Origin of the sequence: Kitasatospora sp. NPDC057940, assembly GCF_042887425.1 — a bacterium.
Classification (GTDB): Bacteria; Actinomycetota; Actinomycetes; order Streptomycetales; family Streptomycetaceae; genus Kitasatospora.
Genome location: NZ_JBHVPH010000010.1, coordinates 48,384 through 64,625, shown reverse-complemented (window position 1 = coordinate 64,625; position 16,242 = coordinate 48,384). Strand labels below are relative to the sequence as shown.

Sequence of the window (16,242 nt, the reverse complement as noted above, 5' to 3'; positions counted from 1 at the left end):
CACTGGCGTCGGCCCAGGTCATGGCGGCGTACCGGTACTGCGAGGCAGTCACCGGACTTCAGGCACGCAACTTCAGCTACGGCATCCGGTTGCTGCCCGAACCCAAGCGGCTGGCCATGTCGGCCCTGTACGCCCTGGCCCGCCGGGTCGACGACATCGGCGACGGCGACCTCCCGTCCGACCGCAAGGCCGAGGCGCTGGTGCGCACCCGGGAACTGGTGGACGAGGTCCGCGCCGGTGCGGTCGCCGAGGACGACACCGACCCGATCAAGGTCGCCCTGGCCGACGCGGCCCGGCGCTTCCCGATCCCGCTCGGCGGCTTCGACGAACTGATCGACGGCGTCGAGATGGACCTCAAGGGCGCCGAGTACCAGACCTACGAGGAGCTGAAGGTCTACTGCCGTTGCGTGGCCGGCTCGGTCGGCCGGCTCTCGCTCGGCGTGTACGGCTGCGACGACCCCGAGCGGGGCGCGGGCTACGCGGACACCCTGGGCCTGGCCCTGCAGCTCACCAACATCCTGCGCGACCTGCGCGAGGACGCCCTGAACGGCCGCACCTACCTGCCCGCCGAGGACCTGGCCCGGTTCGGCTGCGAGCAGGGCTTCGCGCTGCCCAGGCCGCCGGTCGGCGCCGACTTCACCGGCCTGGTGGCCTTCGAGGCCGCCCGCGCCCAGGCCGCCTTCGAGGAGGGCCTGCGGCTGCTGCCGATGCTCGACCGCCGCAGCCGGGCCTGCACCGCCGCGATGGCGGGTATCTACCACCGGCTGCTCGGCCGGATCGCCGCCGACCCCGAGTCCGTCCTGCGCGGCCGGGTCTCGCTGCCGGGCTGGGAGAAGGCGTACGTCGCGCTTTCCGGGCTCGCCGGGGGGCGTTCTTGATTCTCACCGCAGTTCTGTCACGCTGTGTCAGCGGGGAATCACAAGCGGGCAGGGCAGTGTTGACCACGACCGGGCCGGTCACGAGCGTGCCGGCCGGAGCGACCGCCGCACGGCGGTCCAGCAATCGCGAGGGGGAGGGCCGATGACCGGGCGAGCCGATGCCGCGCGCCCGGCCGCCGTGGTGGTCGGCGGCGGCCTGGCCGGGATCACCGCCGCGCTGCGGCTGGCCGAGGCCGACCACCGGGTCACGCTGGTCGAGGGGCGGCCCAGGCTCGGCGGGCTGGCGTTCTCCTTCCAGCGCGGCGAGCTGACCGTCGACAACGGCCAGCACGTGTACCTGCGCTGCTGCACCGCCTACCGCGGCCTGCTGGAGCGGCTCGGCGCCGCCCGGCTGGTCCACCTCCAGGACCGGCTGGACGTCCCGGTGCTCTCCGTCTCAGGGCCGGACGCGGCCCCGGTGCGCACCCTCGGGCGGCTGCGCCGGGCCGGCCTGCCCGTCCCGCTGCACCTGGCCGGCAGCCTCGCCCGCTACCCGCACCTCGGGCCGGCCGACCGCGCCCGGGTGGTCCGCGGCGCGCTGGCGCTCCAGGGCCTGGACCTCGCCGACCCGGCACTGGACGAGATCTCCTTCGGCGAGTGGCTGCGCCGCAACGGGCAGAACGCGAACACCCTCGCCGCGCTCTGGGACCTGGTCGGCGTCGCCACCCTGAACGCCCGGGCCGACCAGGTGTCGCTGGCACTGGCGGCGATGGTCTTCAAGACCGGCCTGCTCTCCGACCCGGGCGCCTCCGACATCGGCACGGCCGCCGTCCCGCTCGGCGTGATCCACCACGACCGGGCGCTCGCCGAGCTGGAACGCGCCGGCGTGAAGGTGCTGCTGCGCGCCCGCGTCGCGGAGCTCAAGCCGGCGGTGCCCCAGCACGCCGTCCATCTGGAAGGCGGCGCGGAACCGCTCGCCGCCGAGACCGTCGTGCTGGCCGGCGCCCAGGACAGCGCGGCCGCCCTGCTGCCCCCGAACGCCTTCCCCGGCCAGGACCGGCTGGCCGACTTCGGCACCGCGCCGATCCTCAACGTGCACGTGGTCTACGACCGCAAGGTGCTGCGGCGGCCGTTCTTCGCCGCCCTCGGCTCCCCGGTGCAGTGGGTCTTCGACCGCACCGCGCACTCCGGCCTGGCCGGCACCGGGCTCGGCCGGGCCCACCCCGGCGCCCAGTACCTGGCGCTCTCGCAGTCCGCCGTCCAGGACGAGATCGACCTGCCGGTCGCCGAGCTGCGCCGCCGGTACCTGCCGGAGCTGGCCCGGCTGCTCCCGGCCGCCGCCGGGGCCGAGGTGCTGGACTTCTTCGTCACCCGTGAGCGCACCGCCACCTTCGACCCGGCGCCCGGCAGCGCGCTGCTGCGCCCGTCGGCCCGCACGGACGTCCCCGGCCTCTTGCTGGCCGGCGCGTGGACGGCCACCGGCTGGCCCGCGACCATGGAGGGGGCCGTGCGCAGCGGCCACGCCGCGGCCGACGCGGCGCTCGCCGCGGCCGGCAGCCGGCTCCCGGTGGACCGGGGCGACGGGAGGTGGCCCCGGTGACGGCGGGCGCCACCGGGGACCCCGCCAGAGCCGACGGGCCTCCCGTCGACCGCACCGGCGAGAACGACACCGGCCGCACCGGCGGCACCGACAGCGGTGACACCGGCACCAGCCGCACCGACCCGAGCCGCATCGACACCGGTCACACCGACACCGGCCACATCGACACCAGCCGCACCGACAGCGCAAGCACCCGGCAGCCCCGGGCGGTCCGGCACCACGAGGGAGAGGGAACGCACGTGGAGTCACGCACCGGCATCGCCGTCGGAGGCACGGCGCACGCCGAACCGGTCTCGGTGCCGGAGCTGCTGGCCCGCAGCCGCACGCTCTGCACCCCGCCGCTACGGTCCGCCGTCGCCCGTTTGGCCGCACCGATGGACACCGTCGCCGCCTACCACTTCGGCTGGATCGACCGGGACGGCACCCCGTCCAAGGGGGACGGCGGCAAGGCCGTGCGCCCCGCCCTGGCCCTGCTCTCCGCCCGGGCCACCGGCGCCGCCGCCGAGGTCGGCGTGCCGGGCGGTGTCGCGGTTGAACTGGTGCACAACTTCTCCCTGCTCCATGATGATCTGATGGACGGTGACGAGACCCGACGGCACCGGGCCACCGCCTGGACGGTCTTCGGTCCGGCCCAGGCGATCCTGGTCGGCGACGCCCTGGCGACGCTCGGCACGGAGGTGCTGCTCGACGCCGCGGTGCCCGGCGGTACGAGCCCCACCGACGCCGTGCGTGCCGTCCGGCTGCTCACCACGGCGACCCGCCGACTGATCGACGGCCAGGCCATGGACGTCGCCTTCGAACAGCGCGACAGCGTCACCGTCGCCGAGTGCCTGGAGATGGAGGGCGGCAAGACCGCGGCGCTGCTGGCGGCCGCCTCGGCGATCGGCGCCGTCCTGGCCGGGGCCGACGACAAGGTCTCCGAACCGCTCGAGCGCTACGGCCACCACCTGGGCCTGGCCTTCCAGGCGGTGGACGACCTGCTCGGCATCTGGGGCGCCACCGAGGTCACCGGCAAGCCGCACTGGGGCGATCTGCGCCAGCGCAAGAAGTCCCTGCCGGTCGCCGCCGCGCTGGCCGAGGGCGGCGCGGCCTCGCGCCGGCTCGCCGAGCAGCTGGCCGACCCGAAGGGCCGCGGCGAGGAGGGCGAGCCCGAGCTCGCCGCCCGGGCCGCGCTGATCGAGGAGGCCGGCGGCCGCGCCTGGACCCAGGAGGAAGCCCGCCGCCAGCACACGACTGCCCTCGCCGCCCTGGACGAGGTGCCCATGTCCGACGAGGTGCGCGAGCACTTCGTCGCACTCGCCGAATTCGTGGTGGTACGAGAGAGGTGACGTTACGTTGACAGCAACCGCGGACGGCCGGCTCGACCCTGAGTACGATTCCGAGCCGGTCGCGGTGGGCGACCGCCCCCCGACCCTGCTGGGCGCCGGGCGGTGGCAGCCCGAGGACACCGACCAGCTCCGGCCGGCCGGTGAGGCGGACGTCGGAGCGGCCGACGCGCAGGAGGCCCTGGCCCGTGCCACCACCCACCTGCTCTCGCTGCAGAGCTCCGAGGGCTGGTGGAAGGGCGACCTGGAGACCAACGTCACGATGGACGCCGAGGACTTACTGCTACGGCAGTTCCTCGGGATCCGGACCGAGGACCAGACCAAGGCCACCGCCGAGTGGATCCGGTCCCAGCAACGGGAGGACGGCACCTGGGCCACCTTCCACGGCGGGCCGGCCGAACTGTCCACCACCGTCGAGGCGTACGTCGCCCTCAAACTCGCCGGCGACGACCCCGAGGCCCCGCACATGGTGGCCGCCGCGCGGTACGTCCGCTCCGCCGGGGGCATCGCGGCCGCCCGGGTCTTCACCCGGATCTGGCTCGCGCTCTTCGGCTGGTGGCCGTGGGAACGGCTCCCCGAGATGCCGCCCGAGATCATCTTCCTGCCCAAGTGGCTGCCGCTGAACATCTACGCCTTCGGCTGCTGGGCCCGCCAGACCATCGTCCCGCTGACCATCGTCTCGGCCCACCGCCCCGTCCGTCCGGCGCCCTTCCCGCTCACCGAGCTGCACACCGACCCGGACCACCCCTACCCCGACCGGCCGCTCGCCCCGGCCACCAGCTGGGACGGCCTCTTCGAGCGCCTCGACAAGGTCCTGCACGCCTACCACCACCGCGCGCTGCGCCCGCTGCGCCGTCTCGCCGTCTCGCAGGCCTGCCGCTGGATCGTCGAACGGCAGGAGGCCGACGGCTGCTGGGGCGGCATCCAGCCGCCCGCCGTGTACTCGCTGATCGCCCTGCACCTGGAGGGCTACGAGCTGGAGCACCCGGTGATGAAGGCCGGACTCTCCTCCTTCGACCGCTTCACCGTGCACACCGAGGACGGCCGCCGCTGGCTGGAGGCCTGCCAGTCCCCGGTCTGGGACACCTGCCTGGCCACCATCGCGCTGGTCGACGCCGGGCTGCCGGCCGACCACCCGGCGCTGGTCTCGGCCGTCGACTGGATGCTCGGCGAGGAGATCCGCAAGGACGGCGACTGGTCCGTCCAGCGGCCCTCGCTGGCCCCCGGCGGCTGGGCCTTCGAGTTCGAGAACGACACCTACCCCGACATCGACGACACCGCCGAGGTGGTGCTCGCGCTGGGCCGGGTCGACCACCCCGACCCGGCCAAGGTCGATGCGGCCATGGACCGCGGTGTGCTCTGGAACCTCGGCATGCAGTCCAAGAACGGGGCCTGGGGCGCGTTCGACGTCGACAACACCAGCACGCTGCCCAACAAGCTGCCGTTCTGCGACTTCGGCGAGGTGGTCGACCCGCCGTCCGCCGACGTCACCGCCCACGTGGTGGAGATGCTCGCCGAGACCGGCCGGGCCCGCGACCGGCGGACCCGGCGCGGCGTCGAGTGGCTGCTGCACAACCAGGAGGCGGACGGCTCCTGGTTCGGCCGCTGGGGCACCAACTACATCTACGGCACCGGCTCGGTGCTGCCCGCCCTGGTCGCGGCCGGCGTCCCGGACGAGCACCCGGCGATCCGGCGGGCCGTCCGCTGGCTGGAGGACCGGCAGAACACCGACGGCGGCTGGGGCGAGGACATGCGCTCCTACGAGGACCCGGCCCGCTGGGCCGGGCGCGGCGACTCCACCGCCTCGCAGACCGCGTGGGCGCTGATGGCGCTGCTCGCGGCCGGCGAGGGCCCGGACGGCCGGGCCAACCCGGCGGTGGAACGCGGCGTGGACTGGCTGGTGCGCACCCAGCTGCCCGAGGGCACCTGGGACGAGCCGCAGTTCACCGGCACCGGCTTCCCGTGGGACTTCTCCATCAACTACCACCTGTACCGGCTGGTCTTCCCGGTCACCGCGCTCGGCCGCTACCTGCACGGCAGCCCCGCCTTCGGCCGCGGCAACGGCGACACCCCGGCGATCGGGGCGGCGCGGTGACCACCGCACCGCTGCTGGTGCTCTGCGCGCTGGGCCCCGAGGTCTGGGCGCTGCGCGGCGGCGACTGGCGCGGCGCGGCCGGCGGGCCGCCGGTGCTGGTGCGCACCGGCATGGGCCGGCGGCGGGCCGCGCTCACCGTCCGCCGGCTGCTCGGCTCCGCCCCCGGCGGCTACGGCGCGGTCGTGGTGGCCGGCTTCGGTGCCGCGGTCGGCCCGGGCGTGCTGCCGGGCGACATCGTGGTCGCCGACGGCGTGCGCGACGCGGAGGGGCACCTGTACCCCGTCGACTCCGGACCGGAGCTCGCCAGGGCCCTCAAGGAACTCGGCCTGACCGCGCACACCGGGGTGCACCACACCGCCGACCACGTCGTCCGCGGCCTCGAACGGCGGGCCCTGCACCTCCAGGGCGCACTCGCCGTCGACATGGAGGCCGCCGCCGTGCTGGCCGCGCTGCGGGAACGGCGGCCGACGCTGCCCGCCGCCGTCCTGCGGGTGGTCGTGGACACCCCCGAGCGCGAACTGCTGCGGCTCGGAACCCTCCCGGCCGGGGTGCGTGCCTGGCGGACCCTGCGGGCGGCGGTACCCGCCCTGGTCGACTGGTACCGGCAGGAGTCCCGGCCCGGCCCCGCGGACCTGAACCACCCCACATCCTCGACGCTCCCCCAGGAGGCGAGCTAGCCATGGCCATGCCGTTGCGCCAGACCGTGCGGGTCGGCACCTACCTCATGCAGCAGAAGCTGCTCAAGCGCCGGGACAAGTTCCCGCTGATCGTCGAACTGGAGCCGCTGTTCGCCTGCAACCTCGCCTGTGAGGGATGTGGCAAGATCCAGCACCCGGCGGGTGTGCTGAAGCAGCGGATGCCGGTGGCCCAGGCGGTCGGCGCGGTCCTGGAGTCGGGTGCCCCGATGGTCTCGATCGCCGGCGGCGAGCCACTGATGCACCCGCAGATCGACGAGATCGTCCGCCAGCTCGTCGAGCGCCGCAAGTACGTCTTCCTCTGCACCAACGCGCTGCTGATGCGCAAGAAGATGGACAAGTTCAAGCCCTCGCCGTACTTCACCTTCGCCGTGCACATCGACGGCATGCGCGAGCGGCACGACGAGTCGGTGGCCAAGGAGGGCACCTTCGACGAGGCGGTGGCGGCGATCAAGGAGGCCAAGCGGCGCGGCTTCCGGGTCACCACCAACAGCACCTTCTTCAACACCGACACCCCGCAGACCATCGTCGAGGTGCTGGACTTCCTCAACGACGAGCTCAAGGTCGACGAGATGATGATCTCCCCGGCCTACGCCTACGAGAAGGCCCCCGACCAGGAGCACTTCCTCGGCGTCGACCAGACCCGGGAGCTCTTCCGCAAGGCCTTCGCCGGCGGCAACCGGAGCCGCTGGCGGCTCAACCACAGCCCGCTCTTCCTGGACTTCCTGGAGGGCAAGGCCGACTTCGAGTGCACCCCCTGGGGCATCCCCAACTACTCGCTGTTCGGCTGGCAGCGGCCCTGCTACCTGATGGCCGACGGCTACGTGCCCACCTACCGCGAACTCGTCGAGAAGACCGACTGGAGCAAGTACGGCCGCGGCAAGGACCCGCGCTGCGCCAACTGCATGGCGCACTGCGGCTACGAGCCGACCGCCGTACTCGCCACCATGGGCTCGCTCAAGGAGTCGCTGCGCGCCATCACCGAGACCATCGGCGCCAACCGCGGTCACTGAGCCGGTCGTTCGACCGCGCCGCCGCTCCCGAGGACACCCCGTCCGGCCCGGGCCCCGCGCCCGGGCCGGCCCCGCTCCCGCCGGGCGGCGGCACCGCCGCACCACTCCGAGTCGTGAGGTGTACCCATGTCACTGCTCTCCAGCGTCACGTCCCCGGCCGCACTGCGAAAGCTTCCGGCGGCCGAACTCCCGCTGCTCGCCGACGAGATCCGCGCGTTCCTGATCGACGCCGTCACCCGCACCGGCGGACACCTCGGGCCCAACCTCGGCGTGGTCGAGCTGACCATCGCCCTGCACCGGGTCTTCGACTCCCCGTACGACCGGATCGTCTTCGACACCGGCCACCAGAGCTACGTCCACAAACTGCTCACCGGCCGCCAGGACTTCTCCCGGCTGCGGATGAAGGGCGGGCTCTCCGGCTACCCCTCGCGCGGCGAGTCCGAACACGACCTGGTCGAGAACTCGCACGCCTCCACCGCCCTGTCCTACGCCGACGGCCTCGCCAAGGCCGCCCGACTGCTCGGCCAGCACGACCGGCACACCGTCGCGGTGATCGGCGACGGCGCGCTCACCGGCGGGCTCGCCTGGGAGGCGCTCAACAACATCGCCGAGGCCCGCGACCGGCCGCTGGTCATCGTCGTCAACGACAACGAGCGCTCCTACGCCAGGACCATCGGCGGCCTCGCCAACCACCTGGCCACCCTGCGCACCACCCAGGGGTACGAACGCTTCCTCGCCCTCGGCAAGGGCGCGCTGCAGCGCACCCCGCTCGTCGGCCAGCCGATCTTCGACGCGCTGCACGGGGCCAAGAAGGGCTTCAAGGACGCCTTCGCGCCACAGGGCATGTTCGAGGACCTCGGGCTGAAGTACCTCGGGCCGATCGACGGCCACGACCTCGGTGCCGTCGAACAGGCGCTGCGCCAGGCGCGCAACTTCGGCGGCCCCGTCATCGTGCACTGCCTCACCGTCAAGGGGCGCGGCTACCGGCCCGCCGAACAGGACGAGGCCGACCGCTTCCACGCCGTCAACCCGATCGACCCGTACACCTGCCTGCCGATCTCGCCCAGCGGCGGAGTCTCCTGGACCTCGGTGTTCGGCGACGAGCTGGTCGCGCTCGGCGCCGAGCGGCCCGACCTGGTGGCGATCACCGCGGCCATGCTCCAACCGGTCGGCCTGGCCCGCTTCGCCAAGGCCTTCCCGGAACGCACCTTCGACGTCGGCATCGCCGAGCAGCACGCCGTCACCTCCGCCGCCGGCCTCGCCACCGGCGGCCTGCACCCGGTCGTCGCCGTCTACGCGACCTTCCTCAACCGGGCCTTCGACCAGGTCCTGATGGACGTCGCCCTGCACCGGCTCGGTGTCACCTTCGTCCTCGACCGCTCCGGGGTCACCGGCAGCGACGGCGCCTCGCACAACGGCATGTGGGACATGTCGATCCTCCAGGTCGTCCCGGGCCTCAGGCTCGCCGCCCCGCGCGACGCCGACCAGCTGCGGGCCCAGCTGCGCGAGGCCGTCGAGGTCGCCGACGCGCCCACCGTGGTCCGCTTCCCCAAGGCCACCATCGGGCCCGCCGTGCCGGCCGTCGAGCGGATCGGCGGGGTGGACGTCCTGCTGCGCACCGGCCGGCCGTCGGAGATCCTCCTGGTCGCGGTCGGCACCACCGCCGCCGCCTGCCTGGACGCCGCCCGGCTGCTGCTCGCCGAGGGCTTCACCGCGACCGTGGTCGACCCCCGCTGGGTCAAACCGGTCGACCCGGTCCTGCCGGAACTGGCCGCCGCCCACCGGCTGGTCGTCACCGTCGAGGACAACGGCCGCACCGGTGGCGTCGGCGCCGCCGTCGCCCAGGCGCTGCGCGACGCCGACGTGGACGTGCCGGTGCGGGTGCTCGGCCTGCCGCAGGAGTTCCTCGGCCACGCCGCTCGCGGGGAGATCCTGGAGGAGACCGGCCTGACCGGCACCGGAGTCGCCGCGCAGACCGCCGTCTTCGCCAAGAACCTGCTACCGAACCGAGGAGCGAACCAGCGCCATGCCGGCTGACCCCGACCGCACCGCCGCCGCCAGCTTCGACCTCGCCGCGCTGATCGCCGACCGCGGCGCCGAGCGGTACGAGCTGCACGGCCGCCACCTCAACCCGCAGCTGCCGCGCATGCTGCACACCATCGGGTTCGACAAGTACTACGAGCGCGCCAAGGGCCCGTACTTCTACGACGCCGAGGGCAACGAGTACCTCGACATGCTGGCCGGCTTCGGCATCTTCGCGCTGGGCCGCCACCACCCGGTCGTGCGGTCGGCGGTCCAGCAGGTGATGGACCTCGACCTGCCGGACCTGGTCCGCTTCGACTGCTCGCCGCTGCCCGGGCTGCTCGCCGAGCGGCTGCTCTCGTACGCGCCCGGGCTGGACCGGGTGTTCTTCGGCAACAGCGGCACCGAGGCGGTGGAGACCGCGCTCAAGTTCGCCCGGTACGCCACCGGCCGCAGGCGCGTCCTGTACGCCGACCACGCCTTCCACGGGCTGACCACCGGCTCGCTCTCCGTCAACGGGGAGAGCGGTTTCCGCAAGGGCTTCGACCCGCTGCTGCCGGACACCGCGATCCCGCTCGGCGACCTCGGTGCGCTGGCCAAGGAGCTGAGGCGCGGCGACGTCGCGGCCCTGATCGTCGAGCCGATCCAGGGCAAGGGCGTCCTGGCGCCGCCGCCCGGCTGGCTGCGCGCCGCGCAGGCCCTGCTGCACGAGCACAGGGCGCTGCTGATCTGCGACGAGGTGCAGACCGGGATCGGCCGTACCGGCGAGTTCTTCGCCTACCAGCACGAGGAGGGCGTGCTGCCCGACCTGGTCTGCGCGGCCAAGGCGCTCTCCGGCGGCTACGTGCCGGTCGGGGCGACGCTCGGCAAGAGCTGGATCTTCGAGAAGGTGTACTCCTCGATGGACCGGGTGCTGGTGCACTCGGCCAGCTTCGGCGCCAACGCCCAGGCGATGGCGGCCGGACTGGCGACCCTGGAGGTGATGCGCGAGGAGAAGGTGGTGGAGAACGCGCGTCAGGTCGGCGACCAGTTGCGCGAGCGGCTGGCCGCGCTGGTCGACCGGTACGAGCTGCTCGCCGAGGTGCGCGGCCGGGGGCTGATGATCGGCATCGAGTTCGGCCGGCCCAAGTCGCTCAAGCTGCGCACCGGTTGGACGGCCCTGCAAGCCGCACGCAAGGGGCTGTTCGCCCAGATGGTGGTCGTCCCGCTGCTCCAGCGGCACCGGATCCTGACCCAGGTGTCCGGTGACCACCTGGAGGTGATCAAGCTGATCCCGCCGCTGATCATCACGGAGCGCGACGTCGACCGGTTCGTGGACGCCTTCACCGACATCATGGATGACGCCCACCGGGGGAGCGGGCTGATGTGGGACTTCGGGCGGACGCTGGTGAAGCAGGCGGTCGGCAGCCGCTGAGCCGGTTCCGGGAGCGTGGTCGGCGGCGGTGCGGGAGTGGGAAGTCGGCCGGGCCGACTTCCCACTCCGTGGGAGACACCGTGTCAGAGCTCGGTCCGGCGGCGCCGGATGACCACGACGAGATCGACGGTGGCGAACAGGGTGAGCAGACCGCAGGCGATCGCGAAGCCGGTGAGGGTCCCCTGGCTGGGGGCGCCGTTGGCGGGGGAGGCCGCCGCCCAGATCGCGAAGCCCGCCGTCGCGAGCGCGAACAGCGGCGTGAAGGTGAGCGACAGCAGGTAGCGGAGCTTGAGGTCGCTGCGGGCGGTGGCCGGCTCGGTGCCGCTGCGCCACGGCCGTCGCGGGGTGGTGGTTCGCATGGCCGTTCACCTCCGGGCCGCGCGGGTGGGGGCTACGATTCCAGCGTACGTCCGTGGGGGAGAGCGGGGGAGACGCGATGACGGGGTCGGACGCGGCGGCGGACGCCGAGGGCTACGCGGGGCTGCGGATCGAACGGGCCCGGGAGCTGGCCCGCCGGCACGGCTGGGCCTCGGTCCGGGTGCTGGAGCCGGGGGCGATGATGACCATGGACCACCGTGCGGGCCGGCTCAACCTCGCAGTGCGCGACGGTGTGGTCGAGCGCAGCTGGGAGGGGTAGGGCCGCCCTCAGGGTGGTCGGGGCGTGCGGGCTCAGTGGCCCGGCCGCCGGGACAGCCGCTGTTCGGCGGCGACGACCAGTGGCTCCAGCAGCGGCAGCGAGAGCAGTACCAGCAGTCCGGCGGCCCAGCCGGCCAGCACGTCGGTGACCCAGTGGGTGCCCAGGTAGAGCGTGGTCAGGCCGATCGAGCAGGCGGTGGCGGCGGCGATCACCGCGCCGGTGCGCCGCCAGCGGACCGCGAGGTAGGCGAGCACGCCCCAGGTGACGACCGCGTTGGCGGTGTGACCGGACGGGAAGATGGTGCCGCCGGAGAACAGTTCGGGCGAGCCGACGTACTGGGCGTAGTGCGGGCCGAGCCGGCCGGTGACGATCTTGACCGCGCCGACCGTGACGTTGAGCAGCAGCAGCGCGACGGCCATCACCAGCAGTGGGCGCAGCCGCCCCAGCCGGTGCGCGCGCCAGCCGAGCCAGACGAAGGCGGCGATGGCGGAGGGGCCGCGTTGCCCGGCGACCACCCAGGTGTCGAGCAGCGGTTCCAGGCTGGGCCAGTGTTCGTAGGGGCGGAACAGCCGGACCGACCAGTCGAGGTCGACCAGGGCGGTGTTGAGCAGGACACCGGCCAGGACCAGCAGGTAGGCGGCGCAGGTCACGGCGAGCAGGGCGGCCTGTCGGCGGCTCATCGGCGGCCAGCCGGGCTCGCGGTGGTGGGCTCGTTCGGGGCTCGGGCGCTCGCGGTGGGTGGTGGTGAGCTGCTCCGGCCCCTGGTCGGGATAGGGCGCGGGGGTACTCGGGGCTTGCACGGGGGTGACCTTACCCATCCGGCCGGGGCTATTCCGGAGGGATTTGTCATTTTCCCGTGAAATCGACAATTGGCGGCGAGAGGTCCGCCCGGGGAGTGATTTCCGCGATTCTCGGATCGAATGCCAGTGTGGTGTTCGAATGATTCTGCAAAAGGCCCGGTAAAGAAAACGGAGTGGGAGGCCGGCGAGTCCGGCTTCCCACTCCGTGGTAACCCTGTGTAGGTTCCGTGCTCAGTCGAGGGGGCCGCCCGCGACGTAGATCACCTGCCCGGAGACGAAGCCGGCGCCCTCGCTCGCGAGGAAGGAGATGGTGTGGGCGACGTCCTCAGGCAGACCGACCCGCTGGACCGGGATCTGGGAGGCCGCAGCCCGCTTGAAGTCTTCGAAGTCCATGCCGACCCGGGCTGCGGTGGCCGCGGTCATGTCGGTGGCGATGAAGCCGGGGGCCACGGCGTTGGCGGTGATGCCGAACTTGCCCAGCTCGATGGCCAAAGTCTTGGTGAAGCCCTGCAGACCGGCCTTGGCGGCCGAGTAGTTGGCCTGGCCGCGGTTGCCCTGGGCGGAGGAGGAGGACAGGTTGACGATGCGGCCGAAACCGGCGTCCACCATGTGCTTCTGCACCGCGCGGGTCATCAGGAAGGCCCCGCGCAGGTGGACGTTCATGACCGTGTCCCAGTCGGACTCGGACATCTTGAAGAGCAGGTTGTCGCGGAGCACGCCCGCGTTGTTGACCAGCACGACGGGGGCGCCGAGTTCGGCGGCCACCCGGTCGACGGCGGCCTGCACCTGGTCGGCGTCCGAGACGTCGGCGCCCACGGCCAGGGCCCGGCCGCCGGCCGCGGTGATCCGGTCGACGGTGTCCTTCCCGGCGGTCTCGTCCAGGTCGAGGACGGCCACGGCGTAGCCGTCGGCGGCCAGTTGCACGGCGGTGGCGGCGCCCAGGCCGCGGGCGGCGCCGGTGACGACGGCGACCCGGGGGGCGGTGCTCTGCTCGGTCATGCGCGCTCTCGTCTCTCTCGGGGTGGTCTCCGCGGGGAGCGCCCCGGGGAGGGTGGCCACACCCTACCCGCGAGTAGGGAGGGCGAACAGGGTCGGAGAGCCGCACGTGACGGTCGGTAAGGACCGACCGGTCGGCTTTCTACTGAGAACGAGTTACCGAGAGGGCGTGGCGGGCGCGTAAATATGCCAATGTTGCCGAACCTGCGTCTACTATCCGCCCCTGCCTGCCAGCAAGGGCCCGCCGTTTGTATAGTGTCCGCCAGCAGCCACCGGCTGCACGGCTGGAGCGCCCTCCCTCATAGCTGGACGCCCACTCGCCGTTACTGCCCCACCCGGGTGTCCCACACACACCGGGTGTGACATCGGGACGGATACATGGTGCTGGGGGAGATCCCGACGACCCGCGTGTCCGCGCGACTGCAACAGTCGCCCGGACACCTGATTCGCGTTGCACAGCAGGTTCACACCAGGCTGTGGTCCGAGCATGTCGGAGCCGATCTCACGGCTCCGCAGTTCGCCGTTCTGCTGGTTCTGGCCCTCGAACCGGGTGCCGACCAGCGGACGGTCGGCGAGCGAGCCTCGCTGGACAAGGCGACGATGGCGGAGATGGTCGCGCGGCTGGTCCGCCGCGGCTTGGTGCTGCGAAGGCGTGACCCGGCCGACGGCCGGCGAAAACTGCTCGCGCTCTCGCAGAGCGGTGCCCAGGCGGTGCGTGAGGCCACCGGCGGTGTGGTCCGCGTGCAGCGCACCCTGTTCGAGCCGCTGACGGCGGAGGAGCAGGTGGAGATCGTGCGGGTGATGGCCAAGATAGCCAGGCTGGAGCCCGCCGCGGTCGCCGTGTTCTCCGACACGCGGCCGATACTGGACGCGCAGCGGGCGATCGGCTACCTGATCAGGGTGGGCCAGCAGGTGCACACCAAACTCTGGTCGGAGCACGTCGGTGCGGAGCTGACGGCTCCGCAGTACGCGGTGCTGGACGCGCTGGAGCTGGAACCGGGCGCCGACCAGCGCACGGTCGGTGAGCTGGCCTCGCTGGACAAGGCGACGATGGCCGAGATGGTCAGCCGGCTGGTGCGCCGCGGTCTGGTGCAGCGCCGGCGCGACCCCTCGGACGGGCGCCGCAACCTGCTGTCGCTCTCGCCGGCGGGCCAGGACCTGCTGCACCGCTCGACGGCCGGCGTGGCCGAGGTCCAGCGGCTGCTGCTCGCCCCGCTGGACGAGAGTGAGCACGGGCCCGCGCTGGCGCTCCTCGGCAAGGCGGCGCGGCTCTAGAGGGATCCTTTGAGCGCCAGCCAAAACGATTCGCCAACGTACGGAAGGCCCGGTGTGTCGAGGGCTTGAGGCGTTGACGGTTCAAGGAGTTGGCGGTTCAAGGCATTGGTGGCCTGACCTGCCGGAGGCCGCTTGCCCGTTGGCAACGGCGGATCGTGGCACACCGAAGACCGCCCACCCCTGATCGGGGTGGGCGGTCGTTCGACATGACCGCTCGTCAGAGAAGTCGGACGGCGGGTGCCGTCAGTTCCAGTCGAACTCCTGCGGGTCCGGACCGATCCGCGTGCCGGTGGCGACACCGGCGATCGCGGCGAGGTCCTCGGCGTCCAGCTCGAAGCCGGCGACGTCCAGGTTCTCCCGGATGCGGGCGGGGGTGACCGACTTCGGGATCGCGATCACGCCGCTCTGCAGGTGCCAGCGGAGCACCACCTGGGCGACCGTGCGGCCGTGCTTCTCGGCGATCTTCGCCAGCGCCGGCTCGGCGAGCAGCTCCTTGCCCTGGCCCAGCGGGCTCCAGGCCTCGGTGGCGATGCCGTGCTGGGCGTGGAAGGCGCGCAGCTCGGTCTGCGGGAAGTACGGGTGCAGCTCGACCTGGTTCAGCACCGGGACGACCGAGGTCTCGTCGAGCAGCCGGGTGAGCTGCTCGGGCCCGAAGTTGGAGACGCCGACCGACTTGACCCGGCCGTCCGCCTTCAGCTGCTCGAAGGCCTTCCAGACGTTCAGGTAGCTGCCGTGCTTCGGGCGCGGCCAGTGGATCAGGTAGAGGTCGACGTAGTCGAGGCCGAGCTTGGCCAGCGACGCGTCGAACTCGCGCAGGACGGCGTCGCGGCCCTGCTCGCCCGACCAGTCGCGGGTGCCCGAGTTCCACAGCTTGGTGGTGATGTAGAGGTCCTCGCGGGCCACGCCGCCGGCCAGGGCCTCGGTGATCGCCTGGCCGGTGCCGGCCTCGTTCTCGTAGATGGCCGCGGTGTCGATGGAGCGGTAGCCCGCCTCGATCGCGGTGCGGACGGCGGCCGTGGCCTCGTCGTCCGGGACCTGCCACACGCCGAATCCGAGCTGCGGGATCTGCGCGCCGTCGTTCAGCGTGACGTTGGGGATGTTGCTCACGGGAAGGGGTGCCCTCCTGGTCGTCCGTGTGATTCCAGAAGGGGGCAACTGGCACCCGGGCGTGATTGTTCCCGCCGTTCGGGGGAATCTTGCGGGGCCGGCGGCCCGCTGTGGCGGGGAATCAGGGGCTGGGTAGCGGAAAAACCTGTTGCGCGGATCACATCGGGGTTGGCAGGCTCGCGGCCATGACCTCCTGAGATCCGGGCCCTTCGTGCCCTTCCCGCCTCCGCCCGGCCGTCCCGTCCGGCGCCGCTCCGGACGCGCCGATGCCGCCGGTGCGAGGCGCCGCGCTGTCGCCCGCCGCCGTCCGGCTTCCGCCGTTCGCGCGAGCCGGGCCCGCCGTGCCGCGAGACCCGCGCCTCCGGCCCGTGACCTTCTCCCGGCGTGTCCGCTCACGCCTGTTCGC

At 72.8% G+C, this 16,242-nt stretch carries 14 protein-coding genes; 10 read left to right on the top strand and 4 right to left on the bottom strand.

Annotation, left to right across the window (positions count from 1 at the left end):
* Window positions 1-20: 20 nt before the first annotated feature.
* From hpnD to ACFVTF_RS17850, 8 genes are all read left to right on the top strand, one after another.
* Window positions 21-878: a presqualene diphosphate synthase HpnD gene (hpnD, locus tag ACFVTF_RS17885; RefSeq protein WP_350875695.1), complete on the top strand. Its 858-nt coding sequence runs from the start codon at window positions 21-23 to the stop codon at window positions 876-878.
* A gap of 142 nt (window positions 879-1,020) precedes the next feature.
* The gene (gene hpnE / locus ACFVTF_RS17880) at window positions 1,021-2,457 is read left to right on the top strand and encodes a hydroxysqualene dehydroxylase HpnE (RefSeq protein ID WP_387814478.1); all 1,437 of its coding nucleotides are present in this window, start codon (window positions 1,021-1,023) and stop codon (window positions 2,455-2,457) included.
* Between the two features lie 239 nt (window positions 2,458-2,696).
* Window positions 2,697-3,785: a polyprenyl synthetase family protein gene (locus ACFVTF_RS17875; RefSeq protein WP_371522947.1), complete on the top strand. Its 1,089-nt coding sequence runs from the start codon at window positions 2,697-2,699 to the stop codon at window positions 3,783-3,785.
* A 7-nt stretch (window positions 3,786-3,792) separates the two neighbouring features.
* Window positions 3,793-5,877 (top strand): squalene--hopene cyclase, encoded by a 2,085-nt coding sequence (gene shc / locus ACFVTF_RS17870; protein WP_387814477.1) that lies wholly within the window; start codon window positions 3,793-3,795, stop codon window positions 5,875-5,877.
* Window positions 5,874-6,554 (top strand): 1-hydroxy-2-methyl-2-butenyl 4-diphosphate reductase, encoded by a 681-nt coding sequence (locus ACFVTF_RS17865; protein WP_387814475.1) that lies wholly within the window; start codon window positions 5,874-5,876, stop codon window positions 6,552-6,554. The genes shc and ACFVTF_RS17865 overlap by 4 nt, the downstream gene beginning before the upstream one ends.
* A 2-nt stretch (window positions 6,555-6,556) precedes the next feature.
* Window positions 6,557-7,585 (top strand): adenosyl-hopene transferase HpnH, encoded by a 1,029-nt coding sequence (hpnH, locus tag ACFVTF_RS17860; protein ID WP_350875557.1) that lies wholly within the window; start codon window positions 6,557-6,559, stop codon window positions 7,583-7,585.
* A 126-nt stretch (window positions 7,586-7,711) separates the two neighbouring features.
* Window positions 7,712-9,622 carry a 1-deoxy-D-xylulose-5-phosphate synthase gene (dxs, locus tag ACFVTF_RS17855; RefSeq protein WP_387814472.1) on the top strand — a complete coding sequence of 637 codons (1,911 nt, stop codon included), beginning with the start codon at window positions 7,712-7,714 and terminating at the stop codon, window positions 9,620-9,622.
* A complete protein-coding gene (locus ACFVTF_RS17850; RefSeq protein ID WP_387814470.1) occupies window positions 9,612-11,021 on the top strand; it encodes an aspartate aminotransferase family protein in 1,410 nt (469 codons plus the stop codon). The genes dxs and ACFVTF_RS17850 overlap by 11 nt, the downstream gene beginning before the upstream one ends.
* A gap of 83 nt (window positions 11,022-11,104) precedes the next feature.
* Here ACFVTF_RS17850 and ACFVTF_RS17845 read toward each other — a convergent pair whose 3' ends face one another.
* Entirely contained in the window at window positions 11,105-11,380 is a 276-nt protein-coding gene (locus ACFVTF_RS17845; protein WP_063350103.1) for a DUF6343 family protein, read from the bottom strand.
* A gap of 77 nt (window positions 11,381-11,457) precedes the next feature.
* Here ACFVTF_RS17845 and ACFVTF_RS17840 point away from each other — a divergent pair, with 77 nt between their 5' ends.
* Entirely contained in the window at window positions 11,458-11,658 is a 201-nt protein-coding gene (locus ACFVTF_RS17840) for an I78 family peptidase inhibitor (protein ID WP_387814468.1), read from the top strand.
* Between the two features lie 32 nt (window positions 11,659-11,690).
* Here the strand turns inward: ACFVTF_RS17840 and ACFVTF_RS17835 are convergent, their stop codons facing one another.
* Window positions 11,691-12,458 carry a phosphatase PAP2 family protein gene (locus ACFVTF_RS17835; RefSeq protein WP_387814466.1) on the bottom strand — a complete coding sequence of 256 codons (768 nt, stop codon included), beginning with the start codon at window positions 12,456-12,458 and terminating at the stop codon, window positions 11,691-11,693.
* A gap of 231 nt (window positions 12,459-12,689) precedes the next feature.
* Entirely contained in the window at window positions 12,690-13,457 is a 768-nt protein-coding gene (fabG, locus tag ACFVTF_RS17830) for a 3-oxoacyl-ACP reductase FabG (protein ID WP_350875567.1), read from the bottom strand.
* 375 nt (window positions 13,458-13,832) lie between these two features.
* On the opposite strand from fabG, the gene ACFVTF_RS17825 reads away from it, so the two are divergent.
* Complete coding sequence (locus ACFVTF_RS17825) at window positions 13,833-14,729, top strand: MarR family winged helix-turn-helix transcriptional regulator (RefSeq protein WP_244293510.1); 897 nt, start codon at window positions 13,833-13,835, stop codon at window positions 14,727-14,729.
* A gap of 243 nt (window positions 14,730-14,972) precedes the next feature.
* On the opposite strand, the gene ACFVTF_RS17820 is transcribed toward ACFVTF_RS17825, so the two are convergent.
* Entirely contained in the window at window positions 14,973-15,836 is an 864-nt protein-coding gene (locus tag ACFVTF_RS17820; RefSeq protein ID WP_063350106.1) for an aldo/keto reductase, read from the bottom strand.
* Between the last annotated feature and the right edge of the window lie 406 nt (window positions 15,837-16,242).